Origin of the sequence: Salinivibrio sp. AR640, assembly GCF_001995405.1 — a bacterium.
GTDB classification, from domain to species: domain Bacteria; phylum Pseudomonadota; class Gammaproteobacteria; order Enterobacterales; family Vibrionaceae; genus Salinivibrio; species Salinivibrio costicola.
Map to the genome: position 1 here is coordinate 180,216 of NZ_MUFD01000002.1, position 18,588 is coordinate 198,803.

17 protein-coding genes are annotated in these 18,588 nt (G+C 49.3%); 8 read left to right on the forward strand and 9 right to left on the reverse strand.

Annotated features, from left to right (window positions below; genetic code table 11):
* The first annotated feature begins 6 nt into the window (after positions 1-6).
* The 3 genes from BZG75_RS02355 to BZG75_RS02365 are packed head-to-tail and all read left to right on the forward strand — an operon-like array spanning position 7 to position 2,966.
* A complete protein-coding gene (locus BZG75_RS02355) occupies positions 7-1,722 on the forward strand; it encodes an ABC transporter permease (protein WP_077461134.1) in 1,716 nt (571 codons plus the stop codon).
* Entirely contained in the window at positions 1,682-2,353 is a 672-nt protein-coding gene (locus BZG75_RS02360) for an ATP-binding cassette domain-containing protein (protein ID WP_077576043.1), read from the forward strand. The genes BZG75_RS02355 and BZG75_RS02360 overlap by 41 nt, the downstream gene beginning before the upstream one ends.
* Complete coding sequence (locus BZG75_RS02365; RefSeq protein ID WP_077461132.1) at positions 2,346-2,966, forward strand: CDP-alcohol phosphatidyltransferase family protein; 621 nt, start codon at positions 2,346-2,348, stop codon at positions 2,964-2,966. The genes BZG75_RS02360 and BZG75_RS02365 overlap by 8 nt, the downstream gene beginning before the upstream one ends.
* 25 nt (positions 2,967-2,991) lie before the next feature.
* On the opposite strand, the gene punR is transcribed toward BZG75_RS02365, so the two are convergent.
* Positions 2,992-3,891 carry a DNA-binding transcriptional activator PunR gene (punR, locus tag BZG75_RS02370; protein ID WP_077461131.1) on the reverse strand — a complete coding sequence of 300 codons (900 nt, stop codon included), beginning with the start codon at positions 3,889-3,891 and terminating at the stop codon, positions 2,992-2,994.
* Positions 3,892-3,997: 106 nt separating this feature from the next.
* Here punR and punC point away from each other — a divergent pair, with 106 nt between their 5' ends.
* The gene (gene punC / locus BZG75_RS02375; protein WP_077576044.1) at positions 3,998-5,203 is read left to right on the forward strand and encodes a purine nucleoside transporter PunC; all 1,206 of its coding nucleotides are present in this window, start codon (positions 3,998-4,000) and stop codon (positions 5,201-5,203) included.
* A 152-nt stretch (positions 5,204-5,355) separates the two neighbouring features.
* Here punC and BZG75_RS02380 read toward each other — a convergent pair whose 3' ends face one another.
* From BZG75_RS02380 to BZG75_RS02400, 5 genes are read right to left on the reverse strand one after another with little or no spacing between them, the layout of a single operon-like run.
* Positions 5,356-5,784 (reverse strand): VOC family protein, encoded by a 429-nt coding sequence (locus BZG75_RS02380; RefSeq protein WP_077576045.1) that lies wholly within the window; start codon positions 5,782-5,784, stop codon positions 5,356-5,358.
* A gap of 42 nt (positions 5,785-5,826) precedes the next feature.
* The gene (locus tag BZG75_RS02385; RefSeq protein ID WP_021023716.1) at positions 5,827-6,120 is read right to left on the reverse strand and encodes a hypothetical protein; all 294 of its coding nucleotides are present in this window, start codon (positions 6,118-6,120) and stop codon (positions 5,827-5,829) included.
* Between the two features lie 54 nt (positions 6,121-6,174).
* Positions 6,175-6,726, reverse strand: coding sequence for a lipocalin family protein (locus BZG75_RS02390; RefSeq protein WP_077576046.1), 552 nt, complete (start codon positions 6,724-6,726; stop codon positions 6,175-6,177).
* 28 nt (positions 6,727-6,754) lie between these two features.
* Positions 6,755-7,072: a DUF4144 family protein gene (locus tag BZG75_RS02395; protein ID WP_077576047.1), complete on the reverse strand. Its 318-nt coding sequence runs from the start codon at positions 7,070-7,072 to the stop codon at positions 6,755-6,757.
* Positions 7,069-7,431, reverse strand: a complete 363-nt coding sequence (locus BZG75_RS02400; protein ID WP_077576048.1) for a DOPA 4,5-dioxygenase family protein — start codon at positions 7,429-7,431, stop codon at positions 7,069-7,071. The genes BZG75_RS02395 and BZG75_RS02400 overlap by 4 nt, the downstream gene beginning before the upstream one ends.
* A gap of 168 nt (positions 7,432-7,599) precedes the next feature.
* Here BZG75_RS02400 and BZG75_RS02405 point away from each other — a divergent pair, with 168 nt between their 5' ends.
* A complete protein-coding gene (locus BZG75_RS02405) occupies positions 7,600-8,073 on the forward strand; it encodes a peroxiredoxin (protein WP_077576049.1) in 474 nt (157 codons plus the stop codon).
* A gap of 88 nt (positions 8,074-8,161) precedes the next feature.
* On the opposite strand, the gene BZG75_RS02410 is transcribed toward BZG75_RS02405, so the two are convergent.
* Positions 8,162-9,796: an acyl-CoA synthetase gene (locus BZG75_RS02410; RefSeq protein WP_077576050.1), complete on the reverse strand. Its 1,635-nt coding sequence runs from the start codon at positions 9,794-9,796 to the stop codon at positions 8,162-8,164.
* Between the two features lie 146 nt (positions 9,797-9,942).
* On the reverse strand, positions 9,943-12,030 hold the full coding sequence (locus BZG75_RS02415; protein ID WP_077576051.1) for a TonB-dependent siderophore receptor: 2,088 nt from the start codon (positions 12,028-12,030) through the stop codon (positions 9,943-9,945).
* Positions 12,031-12,484: 454 nt separating this feature from the next.
* Between BZG75_RS02415 and BZG75_RS02420 the strand changes: the two genes are divergently transcribed.
* Together BZG75_RS02420 and BZG75_RS02425 are read left to right on the forward strand one after the other, a co-directional pair.
* Positions 12,485-13,519: an efflux RND transporter periplasmic adaptor subunit gene (locus BZG75_RS02420; RefSeq protein ID WP_242413571.1), complete on the forward strand. Its 1,035-nt coding sequence runs from the start codon at positions 12,485-12,487 to the stop codon at positions 13,517-13,519.
* A gap of 10 nt (positions 13,520-13,529) precedes the next feature.
* Positions 13,530-16,625, forward strand: coding sequence for an efflux RND transporter permease subunit (locus tag BZG75_RS02425; RefSeq protein ID WP_077576053.1), 3,096 nt, complete (start codon positions 13,530-13,532; stop codon positions 16,623-16,625).
* Between the two features lie 46 nt (positions 16,626-16,671).
* On the opposite strand, the gene BZG75_RS02430 is transcribed toward BZG75_RS02425, so the two are convergent.
* The gene (locus BZG75_RS02430) at positions 16,672-17,562 is read right to left on the reverse strand and encodes a LysR family transcriptional regulator (protein ID WP_077576054.1); all 891 of its coding nucleotides are present in this window, start codon (positions 17,560-17,562) and stop codon (positions 16,672-16,674) included.
* A gap of 90 nt (positions 17,563-17,652) precedes the next feature.
* Between BZG75_RS02430 and BZG75_RS02435 the strand changes: the two genes are divergently transcribed.
* The gene (locus tag BZG75_RS02435; protein WP_077576055.1) at positions 17,653-18,585 is read left to right on the forward strand and encodes a DMT family transporter; all 933 of its coding nucleotides are present in this window, start codon (positions 17,653-17,655) and stop codon (positions 18,583-18,585) included.
* The last annotated feature ends 3 nt before the right edge of the window (positions 18,586-18,588 follow it).

An 18,588-nucleotide genomic window follows, 5' to 3' on the forward strand; every position in this document is an offset into this window, starting at 1 on the left:
ACCGTCATGGCACGTTTGTTGTTTGCCATCACGCTGGCGGTGTGCTGCCTGCCCTTACTTCCTGGGCTGGGAGGCCTGTTAACCAGTGCATTTGCGTTTTTACCTGCTTTGGGGCTGGCTGAAGCCAGTCTCTCGGGTTGGCGTGAACTCATTGCCTGGCCAGGCTTATCTCACTCACTCTGGCTCACACTGCTCTCTGGGCTAGCAAGTAGCTTATTGGCAGTGATGTTGAGCTTCGCTATTTTGCAAGCCACGTGGCAGACGCCCTTTTGGCAACGCATCGCGCGTAGCTTACCCGGTTTACTGGCCCTGCCCCATGTTGCATTTGCTATTGGACTGGTGTTGTTTTTGTCCCCTTCAGGGTGGCTATTTCGCCTGTCTAGCCCATTAACCGGAGACATGCCACCGACTTGGTCACTAATACAGGATCCGTATGTGCTGGGCTTAACCCTAGCCCTCACCCTGAAAGAAACGCCGTTTTTGCTTTTAATGAGCCTTTCTGTGCTAAGCCAAATTGATGTGCATCGCTTAACGATGGTCTCTGCCAGCCTCGGCTATGATCGCACAAGTACCTGGATCAAGGTGATTTTTCCACTTTGGTTCGCCAAAATGCGTTTTCCTATTTTTGCCGTGGTGGCCTATAGCCTCTCGGTCGTCGACGTAGCGATGATTTTAGGTCCAAACACGCCACCAACCTTTGCTGTGTTAGTTTGGCAGTGGTTTAACGACCCTGATCTTTCATTACTCCCCCGAGCGTCGGCAGGGGCTTTGGTCCTGTTTTTACTGTGTGCCTTGGTACTCATTAGTTATCGATTTTTCGAATGGTTGATTTGTGAGCGCTTTAATCGTTGGCAATTCACAGGAACACGTCGTGCTTGGTTACCAGGGAGACACCTCTGGTGGCCCGTCGTGATTGTTCCCTTGTTGGTAATCCCGGCTTTGTTCATTTGGTCGTTCGCCTTACGCTGGTCATTTCCCGATTGGCTCCCCAGCCGTTATGGGCTGCGCTTTTGGAGTCAAGAGCTTGCTTACGTTGGGGCGTTAATTGGGAATAGTGTTTTACTGGCGTTGATCAGTGCGACAGTCGCCGTCATATTTGCCATGGGCTGCCTTGAGCGCGCGGTGTCTCCTCGTCAAGGAGCACTGCCTAAAGCCGTGATTGCCATTCCTCTTTTGGTACCTCAACTGTCTATTTTGTTTGGGATCCAAGTGGCTGTGTATAGTTTACCGGGACAATGGCATGTACCCGCGACTATTTGGGCGCATATCTTTTTTGCTTTTCCTTATGTTTATTTAGCATTAGATGGCCCGTGGCAACAGTTTGATCAACGGCTTATCCAAACGGCTCGCAGTTTAGGCGTCAGTGCGATGGCAGCCTGGCTGCGTATCAAACTTCCCTTACTGTTACCGGCGATTATTCTCGCCTGGGCAGTGGGCGCCAGTGTGAGCTTAGCCCAATATCTTCCTACGCAATTATTGGGGGCGGGTCGGATCAATACCCTAACAACCGAGGCAGTGAGCTTATCCAGTGGGTTGGATCGACGGATTAGCGGCCTATACGGCCTGATGCAAGCGCTGATCCCCTTACTGGTTTTCGTCCTGGCAACGTTTCTCAGTCGTGTCATGCAACGGCGACTGACACCTCATCAATCGGTTGCGACGCAACCAGGAGCAAATAATCATGACGCTGTGTGTCAATCAACTCAGCATAAACGCGCCTGATCAGTGTTTATTACACGATGTCTCTTTCAGCGTATCGCCTGGCGAGATCCTCACCGTGATGGGGCCGAGTGGCTGCGGAAAATCCAGTCTATTGAGCGTATTGGCGGGACACATCCAACCGCCAATGCATTACAGCGGCCAACTGACCTTAAATGGTGCGCCTTTTGATCACTTACCGCCGGAGCAGCGCCGTATCGGGATTTTATTTCAAGATGATTTACTCTTCCCGCATCTCAACGTCTGGCAGAACTTGGCCTTTGCACTGCCCTCATCGATGAATAAAAAAGAAAAATACAACCATACCCTGGCAGCACTCGACGCAATCCACCTCGCTGCACTGGCTAACTATGCACCGTCGCAACTATCGGGAGGACAACGTGCGCGTATCAGTGTACTACGCGCGTTACTCGCTAAGCCCGATGCGATTTTGTTGGATGAACCGTTCAGTAAGCTTGATAAGCCGCTACGCCGTGATTTTCGCGCCTTTGTGTTTGGACAAATTGAACAAAGGCAAATCCCGGCGGTGATTGTGACCCACGATAGCGAAGATATTGCGCATCCTGATCATCGCCTAGACTGGCCAATCCCAGAAACGCCCCTCACACCACAGGAGTACCCAGCAAATGCTTGATCGTTATGCGATTGCCGTGATCCGCTGGCCATTGAAACAAGCGGCGGTCCAACTCAGTCGATGGGGAGCCAAACCTGACACGGTGACCTTGAGCGGGTTTTTCATTGGCTTACTGGCGCTGCCTGCTCTGGCGCTTCAAGCCTATGGGCTTGCGCTTAGCTTTATTGTGATTAATCGGCTTTTCGATGGCCTTGACGGTGCGATCGCGCGCGAGCAGGGCCTCAGTGATGCGGGAGGCTTTTTGGACATCACGCTTGATTTTATTTTCTACGCATCCATTCCGTTTGGCTTTGCGCTCGCGGACCCAGCCAATAATGCGATAGCGGCAAGCTTTTTACTTTTTTGTTTTATGGGCACCGGGGCCAGCTTTTTAGCTTTTGCGACAATGGCGAGCAAGCATCAAATCGACAACCCCGTGTACGCAAACAAATCCTTGTATTACATCGGGGGGATCACCGAAGGCACCGAGACCATTGCCAGCTTTGTCTTGATGTGTCTTTTCCCGTCTTACATGGCGTGGATTGCTTGGGTATTTGGCATCGCGTGCTTGGTCACCGCTTCCAGTCGCGTCTGGGCTGGATACCATACGCTACGTGACATTGAAGGACGCTAGCAACGCTATCTCATGCGCGCTCACGTTATAGCCACTGCTGCTGTAATTGCTCTTTATCACCCAAATAATCGAGCAGCCAGCTTATCGGTGGCGATTCTTTATCTGAACGCCAAGCAATACAACATGGGCTGCTTAAAAGCGGATCCGCAAGCGTTAGCTCCACCAGCTCACCTCGGGCGATAGCCTCTTCGGCCATGTGAGAAGGCATCACACCAATGCCCAAACCGGCCTTAAAACATTGCATGGCACTGTGCCAATTCGGCACCGTTAGACGACGCTGGTTGTCCAATAGCCAAGTGGTACGGCGCGGCAAACGGCGCGAGGTGTCCTCTAAACAAATGGCGGGATACGCTGCGAGCTGATCGTTGTCTAGCGGTTGTTCGCACTGCATGAGTGGATGCGATGGACTGACAACAAACCGCCAACGCAAGGTGCCCATTTCTCGATAACGAAACGCACCACTGACGGGGACGGCGGCGGTCGCACCAATCGCGATATCTGCTCGATCATCGGCAAGTGCATCCCATACGCCATTGAACACTTCCATGGTCAGTAACAGTTCCACATCAGGAAACGCATCATAGAAGTCGCGCACGAGTGTGTTGACACTGTCTTCACGCACCACATTGTCGAGTGCAAGTGAGACACTTTGCGCCCATCCATTCGCAACCCGTTGTGTTTGTTGACGAATATTAGCCATCGCTTTCAGCATTTCGCGTGATTGTTCAACAAAGTATTCCCCAGCAGGCGTCAGCTTTACTTGGCGATGAAGACGTTCGAACAGTACCACCGCCAATTTGTCCTCTATTTGCCGCACTGTATAGCTCACCGCACTGGGTACTTTATGGAGCTCTGCGGCCGCGCCTGAAAAGCTGCCTCGGCGCGCGACCACCTCAATCACCTGAAAATCTTGGTAAGAAAACATTCACATCAAATTTTTTGAAAGGTATGTTCAAATCATACCGTTTCACAGCATGGATTGTTAGTCATAAACTGCTCGTTACATTAATCTTTGTATCAAGAGATAAAAAATGAACAAAAAAGTGCCATTTATCACGCTATTTTGGCTTGCAGGGCTCAGTATGCTGGGTTTCTTAGCCACCGACATGTATTTGCCCGCTTTTGAGGCCATGCAAATCGATTTTGCGACATCGTCGGCGAATATCGGTTTAACCTTGAGTATCTTTTTGCTTGGTATGGCCTGTGGTCAACTCGTTTATGGCCCCCTTTCCGACCGCATTGGCCGTAAACCTGCACTGTTAATTGGCTTAAGTCTCTATAGCGTTGCGACCGTGGTATGTCTGTTTGCAGATAATATTTATCTGTTACTCGGTGCGCGCCTTGTTCAAGCGTTGGGCGCATGCAGCGCGATTGTGATTTGGCAAGCGGTGGTAATTGATCGCTACGAAGGCAAGTTGGGGCAAAAAATGTTCGCGACCATTATGCCGCTCGTTGCGCTATCGCCGGCATTAGCGCCTCTACTGGGCGCCTATTTACTTCAACATTTTGATTGGCGCAGTATTTTTGTGGTTTTATTTGCCCTAGGGATCGTTTTTATTGCACTGACTCTACGAGAGAAAGAAAGCTTAACTAAGCCAGCACAAGATACTAAAATTATTGATAAACTGAAGACTGATTATCAGCAAGTTTTTAAATCAAAAAAGTTCATCGGAAATATGCTTATCTTTGCTGGTTGCTCGGCCGCTTTCTTTGCCTATTTGACTGGATCGCCGTTTATCATGTCAGCGATGGGCTACACAGAATCCGATATTGGCCTGAGCTATATTCCACAAACAATCGCGTTTGTTGTCGGCGGGTATGCCTGTCGTTATGCACTGAATAAACTGAAAGATCACAGCATCCTTCCTTGGTTACTGAAACTGTTTGTCGCCAGTGTGGTGGTGATCTTTTTAATTAGCTGGCGCACTGATGTCACTAATATTTGGGCAATCTTGGGCCCATTCTGCTTTCTGGCGGCGGCCAATGGTGCCATTTATCCACTCGTGGTAAACCGAGCCTTAGAAGATTTTAAATCATGTAGCGCGACGGCCGCGGGCCTGCTCAACTTCTTACAGATGATTATCTGCTTTGTCGCGAGCGCCTTGGTCTCTGCGTTTGCCGCCTCAGGATTGTTCGCGGTCACGACCGTGATGCTATCAACCTGCGCGGTGGTGATTATCGGCTTTGGTTTAGTCTGGCATGCCAACCGTCAAGCGCAGACGCTAGCAACGGCATAAATGACTCGCTCGCTTCTCACAACGTAAAAAGGCGCCATAAAGCGCCTTTTTCTTTTTGAGTTTCGCTCACACAGATGCTGCAATCAACTGAGCCAGTGTTCGTTCAAACGTTTGCATCACAATGTATGTTTAGTCCAATACTAAGAGTATGTTTAGTCCAACACTAAGCTGCCATTGTCATCAAACTGCCAAGCCTCTCCATAGGCAACTTCCCACAAATAGTTGTCAGGGTCAGCAAAGTAACCACTATAGCCGCCCCAAAAAACATCTTGAGCAGGTTTGACAATTCGACCGCCGCATTCTTTAGACAGCGCAAGCACCTCATCGACCTCTTCTTTTGAACGCGTGTTATGCGCAAGCGTGATCCCACTGAAACCAGCGTCACTAACAGGCATACCGGGCTTTATGTCATCGGCTAAAGCGTCGATTGCATATAACGCTAAACGCGTTCCCGCTGTACTAAAAAACACTATCCCTTCTTCGGGGTGATTATGGGTTGGAAACCCTAGTTGGCGATAAAATTCATACGAACGTGATAAATCGGCAACCCCCAATGTAATGATGCTAATCCTTGCTTCCATACTTCCTCCGTGGTGTTGATTCTAGCTTACATCTTTGGGTGACTACGCGGTGTTAAGTTGCACATGGTTTGCTATACTTTTCAATGTGATTCCTGCCGCTGATAAGCGTGATTGGATCGCCATTAACGCCACATTGTATTCATGACTATTTTTAAAATCTGCGATCCTTTGCCGATCCGTAAACATCAAACGGATCATCACACTTTGCGGAAAACGTTGATAATTCACCTCATGCGTTAGCCATTCAAAACCATCGACGTGTTTCATGGTCAGCTCACACACCTCAGTCAGTGCTTCGCGGATAGCATTGTCGTATTTTTTATCGGTTTTTCGCATGATTATCTCTTTTTGGTCTTCAGAAGATTGTTTGTCGCCATCAGATTACCCAGTTTAATCACTCGAAACTGGCTGCTTAGGATCAGTGCGGGAGTGATCAACAAAAATCAGTTCTTCCGTGGCAAAGCCTCGCTGTTTGGCTTCAGAGATAAAACGTTCTTTGACAGACTCAGGTACGGTCGGCGTGCGAGAGAGCAGCCAAAGATAGTCATGATCAGGGCCTGAAATAAAGGCATACTGGTAGTCATCATCTAACTCAAACACCACATATGATCCATAGAAAGGACCAAAGAACGAAACCTTCAGGTACGCCGTCTTATCATTTTCAACAAAATAGGCTTTGCCTTCGGCTTCTTGCCATTTGCCCTCTTCGCGGCTAAAGCCTCGGTTGATTACTTTGACGCCACCGTCTTCACGCAACGAGTAAGTTGCCGTCACATCGGATAAGCCGCGCTCAAACGAGTGATCAAGTCTTGCCACTTCGTGCCATGTTCCCAAATAACGGTTGAGGTCAAAATTGGTTACTGGCGTCACATCTTTAGGCATACCAAGGCAGCCGGTTAATATCGTCGATAACAGAAACACGAACCCTAATCTTAATCTCATCAATCACTCCTTGCCGGATGGCACGAATCTAGTGCACCGCCAAACTAGCCATGGCGGCGGCCCTATCTTTAAATTGCATTTTTCCCACACAGCATTGACCCAGCTGCGCATAATGCGCTTGGATATGTGTTACGAGCTGAACAAGCGGCATGGTCTGCCCGCTTGGCTGCCAGTGCTGACCACCGTCTTGACTCAACCAGCAAACGCCTTGGCTATCCACCAGCCGATCATCTTCTGTGATCAGGTTTTCACTCAGTCGACCGAGCGACGCCGAGTCTGGCGCGTATGATAGTTCGTCATCCCCTTGCCAAATCAGTAGCGCAGGATAGTTGATATACGTGGTCATGACTTGGGCTTAAATATATCAAGTTTGAGTGCCACTGACTTCCCTAACCAACCCACATGATCGGTATGATCAATGTAATCATCGCCCGTCACGCCATGCAAAAAGACGGTTAAATCGCCCCGATACGCTTCAAGCCATGTCATCACCTCATCGAACGCGGCGTTGTCAAAGGCGATCTGAAAACTCCACTTTGGGTGTGGACCGACGCATTTACGATGAAAGCGGCCAAGGTCGATAGGCAGTGACGATGCAGCGACCGCTTGATAGATAACATCCGCCTGCGCTTCGGTGTCGGCTTCATAGTAGACATGGGCGTGGTAAGCCTGGTGAACATTGGCAAAAGAGTGATTAGAAGACATAAGCATCATTTGATTGAATACAATGGAATTGGGAATAGTTTACTCCAAGCATCCAGTGATAAACAGGTTCAGTCTGTAAGGTAATTCGAATAGGCACTGATGTGTTTGCTAACGTTTACGCGTGTTATGCTGTGATTGAAATATAATACAACGATTAAAGGAGTCATCATGATTCAGCAAGGACAACCTCTACCCAGCGCTACGCTCAGCGAACTCACTGCTGAAGGAATGCAAACCCACGACATCCCTGCCCTTTTCGCCAACAAGAAGGTTGTGCTGTTCGCGGTGCCGGGGGCCTTTACCCCAACCTGTTCAGAGTCGCACTTACCGGGTTTTGTGGTGAAAGCGGATGATATTAAAGCAAAAGGCGTCGATATGATTGCCTGCGTATCGGTTAACGATGCCTTTGTGATGCAGGCTTGGGGCGAGGCACAAAATGCCAATCAGATTCATATGCTGGCCGACGGTGATGCGAGCTTTACCAAGGCGCTAGGACTAGAAATGGATTCAGGTAAGTTTGGCGGTGTTCGCTCACAGCGCTATGCCATGATCATTGAAAATGGCACCGTCACCCAGCTTAATGTTGAGCCGCCGAAAAGCTTTGACGTTTCCAGTGCTGAGGCCGTACTCAAGCAGCTATAGGTTTGCCAGATGTTAGGCGATAACTCGCCCAACTGACGGCCTGAACGTGATTTAATAAGCGGTGACGGGATGACGCCACCGTTTTTTATTACACTGACTTTTCACTCACGTTACGACGCAGTACATATTTTTGCACTTTCCCTGTCGACGTTTTTGGGAGTGTTGTAAAGATCACTTTTTTAGGCGCTTTAAAGTGAGCCATTTGGTCACGACAGAAAGCAATAATGTCTGCTTCGGTCACGGCTGATGCTTCGGTCGTTTTGACAAACGCACAGGGAACCTCCCCCCATTTTTCATCGGGCATCGCTATCACCGCGACTTCATCAATCTCGGGGTGACGATACAAGACATCTTCAATTTCAATGCTGGAAATATTCTCTCCACCACTAATAATGATATCTTTCAGTCTATCTTTGATTTCGATGTAATTATCGGCATGCCACACCGCTAAATCGCCCGTTCTAAACCAGCCGTTACTCATGGCATCTTCCGTCGCGCTGGGGTTCTTTAAGTAGCCTTTCATTACGATGTTACCGCGGACAAAAATCTCGCCAAGTGTGCCACCATCTTTTGCAACCGGTTTAAACGTCACCGGATCGGCGACCATCAGATCCCCTTGCATCGGCGCGCGTACGCCTTGGCGCGCTTTCATCCGCGCTTTTTCTTGTTGGGAGAGGTGATCCCAATGATGCTGCCAATCACACACCACGCAAGGACCGTAGGTTTCGGTGAGCCCATAAACATGGGTCACAGCAATGCCCATCGCTTCCATGCCCTCAATCACAGAGGCAGGTGGCGCGGCGCCTGCGGTCATGACCTTGATGGTATGCTTAATGCCAGATTTTAACGCCGGATCAGCACTGTTGATCATATTAAGGACAATGGGCGCACCGCAGAAATGAGTGACTTTATGGTTTTTTATCGCATCAAAGATAGGCTCGGCCCGCACATGCCGTAGGCTGACACTCACCCCCGCCGTTGCGGCCACCGTCCATGGGAAACACCAACCATTACAGTGGAACATGGGTAGCGTCCAAAGATACACTGGATGCGCATCCATGTTCCAAGACAGCACATTACTCACGGCATTCAGATGGGCGCCACGGTGATGATACACCACCCCTTTGGGATTGCCCGTGGTGCCCGATGTATAATTAAGAGAAATGGCTTGCCATTCATCGTCTGGCAATGCGTACTGATAATCACCATCCCCTTTTGCTAAAAACGTCTCGTAGGTAGTTTCACTGATGCATTCGCCATGCGGATACAAGGGATCATCAATCGCAATCACTAACGGACGGTGTTTAATCATCTTTAACGCCCGCTTAGCCACTTCCGTCATTTCCTTGTCGACGATAAACACTTTGCTTTCCGCGTGTTCGAGGATAAAGGCGACGGTTTCCGCTTCTAACCGAGTATTAATGGTATTGAGTACGGCGCCTGTCATCGGCACACTAAAATGCAACTCAAAGACTTCGGGAAGATTGGGGGCCATCACCGATACCGTATCACCCAGCCCGATGCCGGCTTGAGTCAATGCCGATGCAAATTGACGACAACGCTGATCGACTTGCTGCCAACTCCAACATAAATGGCCATGAACGCTGGCCGGATAATCTGGATAGACGCTGGCGGCTCGCTCGAGGAAAGAAAGCGGGCTCAGTGTTTGATAATTGGCTGGACTTTTGTCCAAGCCAAGATCGTAGATATTATTAGATGACATAACGCACTCCTTGCTGACTGTGTCTAGATAATTAGATCACGTTAGCATGTCATCGAGCATGCGCTATTCAACTTAAGTCGATATGGCGGCGACAACACAAAAAGGCCCAGCGATGCTGAGCCTTGGTGATTAATGTTCCGTTTAAGTTAAAAGTGCAGTGACGCGCCGAGGACGACTTTGCGCTCTTCGCCCAGCGTGGTTTTATTTTGGACACCACCGGCGAGATAGCTTTCGTTGAAGAGGTTTTTAACATTCACCGTGAGTTTTAGATCAGATCGTTCACTGGTTTGTACCGTGTGGCCGACACCTGCATTCACTGTGGTGTAACCTGGCTTATGATAGGTATTTTTAGTATCGCCATAACGATCACCGACGTAACGCGCACCCACGTTCACATAGGTTTGGTTATCGACATCATAGCGAGACCAAATACTGGCGCCCCACTCGGGTGTATCAGCAGGCTGTTTACCGTCATGCTTAGGGTCAAACGGATCTTCGGTCCGTGCATGCAAGTAGGTTGCAGAGCTATGCAGTGACCAGCTATCGGTCACCTGGCCGCCCAAGTTTAGCTCTACCCCTTTATGGGTTTGTTTACCTAATTGTGTGGTGCGTGCGTTATAATCGTCTGATCCGGTAATCGCTTCTTTAACCACCTTATTTTCTTGCTCAATTTGGAACACGGCCGCGCTAAACAAAGCTTGGTCGTTTAGCAACGTTTGCTTGTAACCGAGCTCGTACAACTTACCTTTTACCGGATCCAGCGCCATGCCGTTATTAATATCGGTATCACTATCAACCGGGTTTTTCGGCTCAAAGCTCTCGGAATAAGTGACGTACAGGGTTTGTTCGGGGGCTGGGTGATACATCACCGCCGCTTTCGGTAGCAAGTTATAGTAAGTATCGGTTTCGTTTTCTTCGCGATCGTAGCGAAGCCCTGCAAGCAGCTGCCACTGCGGATTCAATGTCATTAAGTCTTGCGCATAAAAGCCAATTGAATCAGTAGGTTCAGGATCACGCGGAGTTGCTGTGCCATACTGGATGTCCGGCTCTGGATACGTACCACCAATCACGGCGGTTTGGTTTTTCTCCATCACACGCTGACCGACATAGTCATTACGCAGCGCATTGGAGCCAATCAGCACTTGGTGATCGATATTCCCGAACTGAAATGCACCGGTGACATCAATATAAGCCGTATCTAGTACCCAATTGTCGTGACGGTCCATGGCAAAGTATTTGAACGATTGGGTATTGGCGTCATAGGTTTCACGCTGTCCGAATCCTTCATGGTAATGACGTTTGTAGTCTTGGCGATTGTAGCCTGCTTTGACTTTCCAATCCGGCGTTAATTGGCTAACGAGATCAAGACCATAGTTCTCGACATCAATGTCCATGAACGACCAAGGCGCTTCCCAGATAAATTGGCTACCCAGTTGCGGTTTACCATTAATAATGTTGGCGCCGTTATCGCTGTTACTGTCATCAACCACGCGATCATAATGAAGAGAAAGTTGGGTATCGGGGGTGATGTCATAGTCAAGCATCAAGCCTGCGACTTGGCGATCGAGCTCAGGTTCACTGCCATCTACATAGCGACGTGATGAGCCCTCGCTTTGTTTCGACAGCACCACACGCCCGCGCAAGGTGCCGCTTTCGTTTAAGGAGCCAGAAGCGTCTGCCACTGTGTGTTGATAATCATCGCTGCCAAGTTTTTGGCTTATCGAGGCTTGAAACGCCGCGGTCGGACGTTTGGTGACCATATTCACCAGACCGCCCGGTGCGGACTTGCCGTAGAGTAAACCGGCTGGGCCTTTTAGTACCTCAACACGTTCCATCAACTCAACAGGATGGCGGTAATAAGACCACTGCTGCTGACCATTACGCAGGTAGCCTGTTCCGGTATCAAGTTCAAAACCGCGAAGCATGAAAATCTCACGATTACGGTCCGTACCGCCCACACCAATGCTGGCGTCATTCACCAACACATCCCCTAACGTCGTGGCGTTTTGCTCTTGAATCAAGGTTTGATCCATGACCGCCACTTGACCGGCTGTTTCGAGTTGACTGACATCCATACGCATTGCAGTTTCATTGCTATTAGCTTTAAAACGGGCCTGCTGGCCTTCAATAACGTAAATTTCATCAACCTGTTCCGTGGTATTGGTCGCTGCTGTACTGGCTAGGGGTGACAGAGCGACAGCCACAAAAACGGCAAGGGGGTGTTTCTTCAACATGAGACTTCCTGTAGCTAACGATTATTTGAACACACCGGAACATAAACGATAACCAGTCTCATTTCTATTTATTTTCAAATTCAGGGAACTGTTTGCTTTTATTTTAGTCAGCGAAGGCATCAAAACGGATGAAAACAGGTGGGTTTGATGTTGAGTTGCAACGATTCCTTCTTATAGGCCAAGGTTTATGACTCTAGCCTGAACAGCTCCACAAAATCATCAATTTACTCCCAACCAATGAACCAAACAGTGATATGGTTTGTATACGTCAACTTACGCGACGCTATTAAGGGAGCCCTCCCCTTTTTTGCGTTTGCGTTTTATGCGCTGACCACGGTCGGTGATGGATTTTTTTCAGGGACTTTTTATGACAAAGCGTTTAATTCTGATGTTAGTCGCGTGTGCGCTCGTATTTGGTGGGATTTTTGCCTACAAAATAGTAGGTGATCATTTTATGAATCAATTTTTTGACAATATGCCTGCCCCGACGGCGACTGTCACAGCCACCACAGTGTCGACGCACCCATGGCGTGAACAACAAACTACCATTGGTAGTTTTGCCGCGATTAATGAAACCCAGTTGACCACCGAAGCAAACGGCATTGTCGATGATATTTTCTTTGATAATGCGACCCCAGTAAAAAAAGGGCAACGGCTGCTGACACTCGATGCCAGTGTTGATCAAGCAGAGTTGCGCCGACTCGAATCTGTGGCTGAACTAGCACAATTAGAGATGCGACGTTACCAACGCCTTTACAGAGACAAAAACGTATCAGAGTCGGAACTCAAACGTAAAGAAAGTGAGGCTAAACAAGCAAATGCAGCAGTTGATAGCCAACAAGCGCGCATTGCACAAAAGTCGCTAACCGCCCCTTTCGATGGCATTATTGGCATCCGTAAAGTCAGTCTTGGTCAATTAATTGCTCCAGGTTCAGTGGTCGCAACCCTGACCTCAGTGAATCCGATTCATCTTAATTTTACCCTGCCCGAGCAACAGCTTAGTACCCTGCAAGATGGCCAAACAGTCTCAGCGACTATTACGGCGCGACCTGAACAAACGTTTACTGGCACAGTCACCGCTATTTCTCCTGTCGTTACCCAATCGAGCCGCAGTGTCGACATTCAGGCCACCTTTGACAATCCAGACGCCATTTTACGCTCGGGCATGTTTGCACGCGTGAGTCTTGATCAAGGTGAAGAAACGCAAAATGTCTTACTGGCGCCACAAACCGCGATTCAATTTAACCCCTATGGCAACGCCGTTTTCGTGATCCAAGAACAAGATGATGCACTGACGGTGCAACAGCGTTTTGTTCAAACCGGCGCACGCCGCGGTGACATGATTGTGATAGAGGATGGCCTGGAAAGCGGCGATCGCATCGTGACTTCGGGACTGCTCAAGCTGCGCAACGGCAGTAACGTGAAGATCAGTGATAATCCGCGTGTTCAGCCCAGCGAAGATCTTGATCCCAACGTTGTGAATCAATAGGAGCTATTCGATGCGATTTACCGACGTATTTATCAAGAAACCCGTATTAGCGTCCGTCGTTAGCCTGTTCATTATCTTGCTAGGTTTACGCGCCATCACCGACATGAATGTGCGCCAGTTCCCGGAAATTAAGAATGCGGTTATCAGCGTGTCGACCACCTATATCGGTGCCGATGCCGATTTGATTCAAGGATTTATTACCACACCGCTGGAGCGTGAAATTGCCGCATCAGAAGGGATTGATTACTTGGTTTCGACGTCGACGGCAGGCGTCAGCACTATCGAGGCCTATTTGCGTCTTGATTACGACCCTAATGAAGCACTCACGCAAATTGCCGCACAGGTCAACAAGGTACGGTCTGAGCTGCCTGAAGATGCGCGTGAACCCGTGGTCACCTTGCAAGTCGGTGAAACCGTGGCGGCGATGTATCTCGCCTTTTACTCTGAGGTACTCAGTGATAACCAAATTACCGACTACTTGGTGCGTGTGGTTGAGCCGCAACTTTCTACAATTCCCGGCGTACAACGCGCCAATGTACTCGGTGCTAGCAGCTTTGCGATGCGGGTTTGGCTCGATTCGGTCAAGCTCGCTGCATACGATCTTACCGGCACGGATGTCGTTGCTGCACTGCGCAATAATAATGTTCTGGCAACGCTTGGACGCACCAAAGGCCAAGATGTCGCGATAGATTTAAACGCTGCCACAGACATTCATGACGTCAGACAATTTGAAGATCTGGTGATCAGCAGCGATGGCCAATCGGTAGTACGTTTAGAGGATGTCGCGACGGTTGAATTAGGTGCAGAAAGTTATCAAACGTCCGTTAACTTTAACGGATTAGATGCCACCTTTATCGGCATTGAAGTGTCCCCGGATGCCAATGCCCTTGATGTTATTGAATCAGTTAATGAGGTTTGGGACGCGGATATTATCCCCCAACTACCGCAAGGCTTATCGGCCTATATCGCTTATGATTCCACCGAGTATATTGATAATGCCATTGATGAGGTGGTGATATCGATTATTCTCGCCTTAGCGATTGTGGTCTTCGTTATTTATGGCTTTTTAGGATCATTGCGCTCGGTGATTATTCCGGCGGTCGCCATTCCGGTGTCATTAATCGGCACCTTCTTCTTGATGTTTCTATTAGGCTTTTCCATCAACCTACTCACCTTGTTGGCAATGGTTCTCGCGATTGGCGTGGTGGTCGATGATGCGATTATCATGCTGGAGAATGTCCACCGCCATATTGAAGAAGGAAAGAGTCGAACAGAGGCCGCTATTGAGGGGGCACGTGAGCTAGCTTGGCCGATTATTACCATGTCGACGACGCTCGTCGCGGTATTTTTGCCCATTGGCTTTGTCGGCGGGTTAACCGGTGTCTTGTTTGTCGAATTTGCGTTTACCCTCGCCGCCTCGGTGATTTTGTCGGGAGTGGTCGCACTAACACTTTCACCGATGATGTGTGCCTATGTACTCAAACCTTATCAAGCCGATAAAGCGGCGAAAGAGAATTCTCTTGAACATTGGTTAGATAAACAATTTGATCGTTTATACCGTCGCTATAAACGTACCCTACATAGTTTGCTAAATACTAACGGCGTTGTGCTTACTTTTGGCGCAATTGTGTTGGTATCCTGCTACTTTTTGTTTATCACCAGCCCCTCTGAATTAGAACCGGCAGAGGATCAAGGGTTCGTCTTCTCTATTTTGGAGGCCGATAGCCAAACCACACTGGACGCGCTATCTGCCAGCACAGACGAGTTAAACCGGCTCATTGATGATGTGCCAGAAATTGATAATGTCTTTATTATTAATGGCTCAGGCGGCACCAATAATGCCATCGCTGGTATTGTGCTTGCCCCTTGGGATGAGCGTGAGCGCAGTACCCAAGCCATCTTAGAAAACGAGATTCAGCCCTTTATGGAGAGCCAGCCAGGCTTAAGTAGCTTTGCATTGGTGCCACCTTCATTACCGTCTCCAGGCGGTGGGACACCGGTTGAGTTTATTATTGGCTCAACCCAGCCTTATGAAGCCATCAATGAAGTCGCTAATAATATCGTTGGTAAAGCGATGCAAAGTGGGCGATTTATCTTTGTGGATACCGATCTAAGTATCGACCGTCCAAAGCAAACGGTCAACATCGACCGTGAAAAGGCCGCCTTGATGGGTGTGAGCATGCAACAGCTCGCGGCCGACATGGGCTCACTGTTATCCGGCGCCGACGCTGGACGGTTTTCACTGGATAACCGCTCATACCGGGTGATCCCCCAAGTGGCGCGTAGTGAGCGTCTTACGCCAGATCAACTGCGTCAGTTTTATACCCGCAACCAAGAAGGTGAGCTGATCCAACTTTCGACCTTAGTGACCTTGGAAGAAAGCGTTCAGCCACAAGCGCTGCGAGGCTTTCAACAACTCAATGCGGTTAAAATCTCGGGCGTCCCGCGTCCAGGTGTCCCCTTAGGCGAAGCGCTAGGTGTATTACAAGAGATCGCCGCAACCGAATTACCGGCTGGATTCAGTGTCGATTATGCAGGGCAATCGCGGCAATTTATGAGCGAAGGCCAACAACTGGTCGTCACCTTTTTCTTTGCCCTGGTGGTGATTTTCTTAATCTTGGCGGCGCAGTTTGAGTCGTTTAAAAACGCGATCATTATTTTGGTCACGGTCCCCATGAGTGTGTGTGGGGCGTTGATATTTATCAGCCTTGGTTTTACCACGCTGAATATCTATACCCAGGTCGGTTTGCTCACCTTGGTGGGGCTAATTGCAAAACATGGTATCTTAATCGTCGAGTTCGCCAATCAGTTACAGCAAGATGGGCGCACGAAGCGCGAGGCGATTGAAGAAGCGACAGCGATCCGTTTACGCCCTATCTTGATGACAACGGCCGCGACGGTTCTCGCCATGATCCCGCTCTTGATTGCCTCAGGAGCCGGTGCAGGCGCGCGTTTTGCCATGGGGTTAGTGATTGCCAGTGGGATGACACTGGGCACCTTGTTCACCCTGTTCGTGGTACCCGCGATGTACTTGTTCTTAGCCAAAGCGATTACGCCGACGCCAACTGAACATATGGTATCAACGGAAACAAACCACGACGCCTAACCTTCCCACATCAGGCCACAGCGCAAAACACTGTGGCCTGATTTCATTATCCAACAAACCGCGCGAGCACGAACTCCACCAGCAACCGCACCCGCAGCGGCACGTGCTCCCGATCGCGATACAACAAAAACAGCGTTCGTGCTTGGCTCCGCCATGATGGCAACACCCGTTGTAGCGCTCCTTGTTCAATCAACGGTAATGCGGAGTAGTCAGGAATGTAGCCCATCCCAAAGCCTGCCTGCACGGCATGGGTCAGCATTTGAATTTCGTCAACTTCAGCCCGAATACCCGTCGTGGCTTGATAGTCATAAGCGTCACCGGTTGTGTCGTGCTCTAGCTGCCAAACGGTCATTGGGTGACACAGCACGACAGGTTTGCCCACCAGCTCTTTTGGTGATTGAAGCTGACCATAATCACTACCTGGACTCGCGCAGACAATAAAGTGAATATCGGTTAATGGCCGTGCGATCCAATCTTCCACGACCGGATTACCGACCCGAAACACCACATCCATTCCTTCGCCTTCAATATCAACCAGTGTGTTAGAAAAACTCAGATCAAGCTGAATCTCTGGGTAGGCGCGCATAAAATCAAACAAAACAGCGCGTAAAAACTGTTTACCGGCATTAATAGGGGCGCTAACACGGATCTTACCTTTAGGATGCTGCTTTTCGCTCAAGAGTTCATCACTGACCGCGTTCAGTTCATCAAAAAGACTCGCAGCGCGTTCGAAATAGCGATGACCCGTTTGCGTGAGCGAGATACGATGGGCATCACGGTTGAGTAACCGCAAGGCCAGATCCCGCTCAAGTTGACGAATTCGCCGGCTTAAGGTCGATTGAGGCATCGACAGCTGTTGCGCTGCGGCTTTAAAGCTGCCTAACTGGGCAACAGTACAAAAGTAACGCAAATCGTCTAGCGAATAGTTAAGTTTCATTATTGGCATTTACCGTTCTGATATTGCCGGTTTATTCAAATTTTGAAACTTATACACTAGCGCACATCGTTTAATAAGTCAGGTATTGATATGAATACAACGTCGATTTGGAAAGCCATCGCCCTACTCATTTTATGTGCGTTTTTTTGGGGCAGCACCTTTCCCATCGGTAAAGATGCCCTGAATGAGGTCAGTGCACTCACGCTTGTTTTTTGGCGATTTGGGATCGCGGCCATTTGTCTGGCTCTGTATCTCAAAGCAACCCGAGCCAAGATCCCCCATCTCAGTGGCAAACAATGGCTATGGGCAACTACCGTCAGTGCTGTAGGCATTGGAGGGTTAAATCTTTGCTTGTTTACCGGGCTTGAATATACCCAAGCCACCAACGGCTCATTAATTATGGCGCTCAGCCCGTTAGTCACCTCTTTCATTGCCTGCGTAGCAATACGCGCACTTCCGCGCAAAGGGCAAGTTTTCAGTTTGGTGGTCAGTTTATCGGGGGTATTATTGGTGATCACCGACGGACAGTGGGATGTTTTACGCAACCTCAACTTTAATCAAGGCGATCAGATGATTTTCACCGGCATGTTCGCGTGGAGTGCCTATACCTTTTTCAGCCAAGGGATTGGTCGTTGGATGCCTGTCATCCCCTATACCTTTTTGGGTATGCTCAGTGGCGCCACGGTCATCGGCGTGATGTGTGCGATGACACCTAATGTACATCCCTTTGGTGAGGTGATAACCGCCAGCCCAATCACGGTTTCAGAGTTACTTTATATCGGTGTGCTAGGCACCGTCGCGGGCTATTTGCTCTGGCTTAACGGTGTACGCCACCTTGGCTCAGCCAATGCTGCCCTATTCTTTAACTTTGTACCGGTGTTTGCAGTACTCACCGCGTTCTTGATGGGACAAGCGGTCAGCCAAATCCAAGTTTTAGGGATTGCGATTGTTGTTGCCGGCTTGCTGTTGCCTCGCTTACCCCATCCTGGTCGCTGGCGACTTGCGCTGTCACGCTCAGCTTAAACG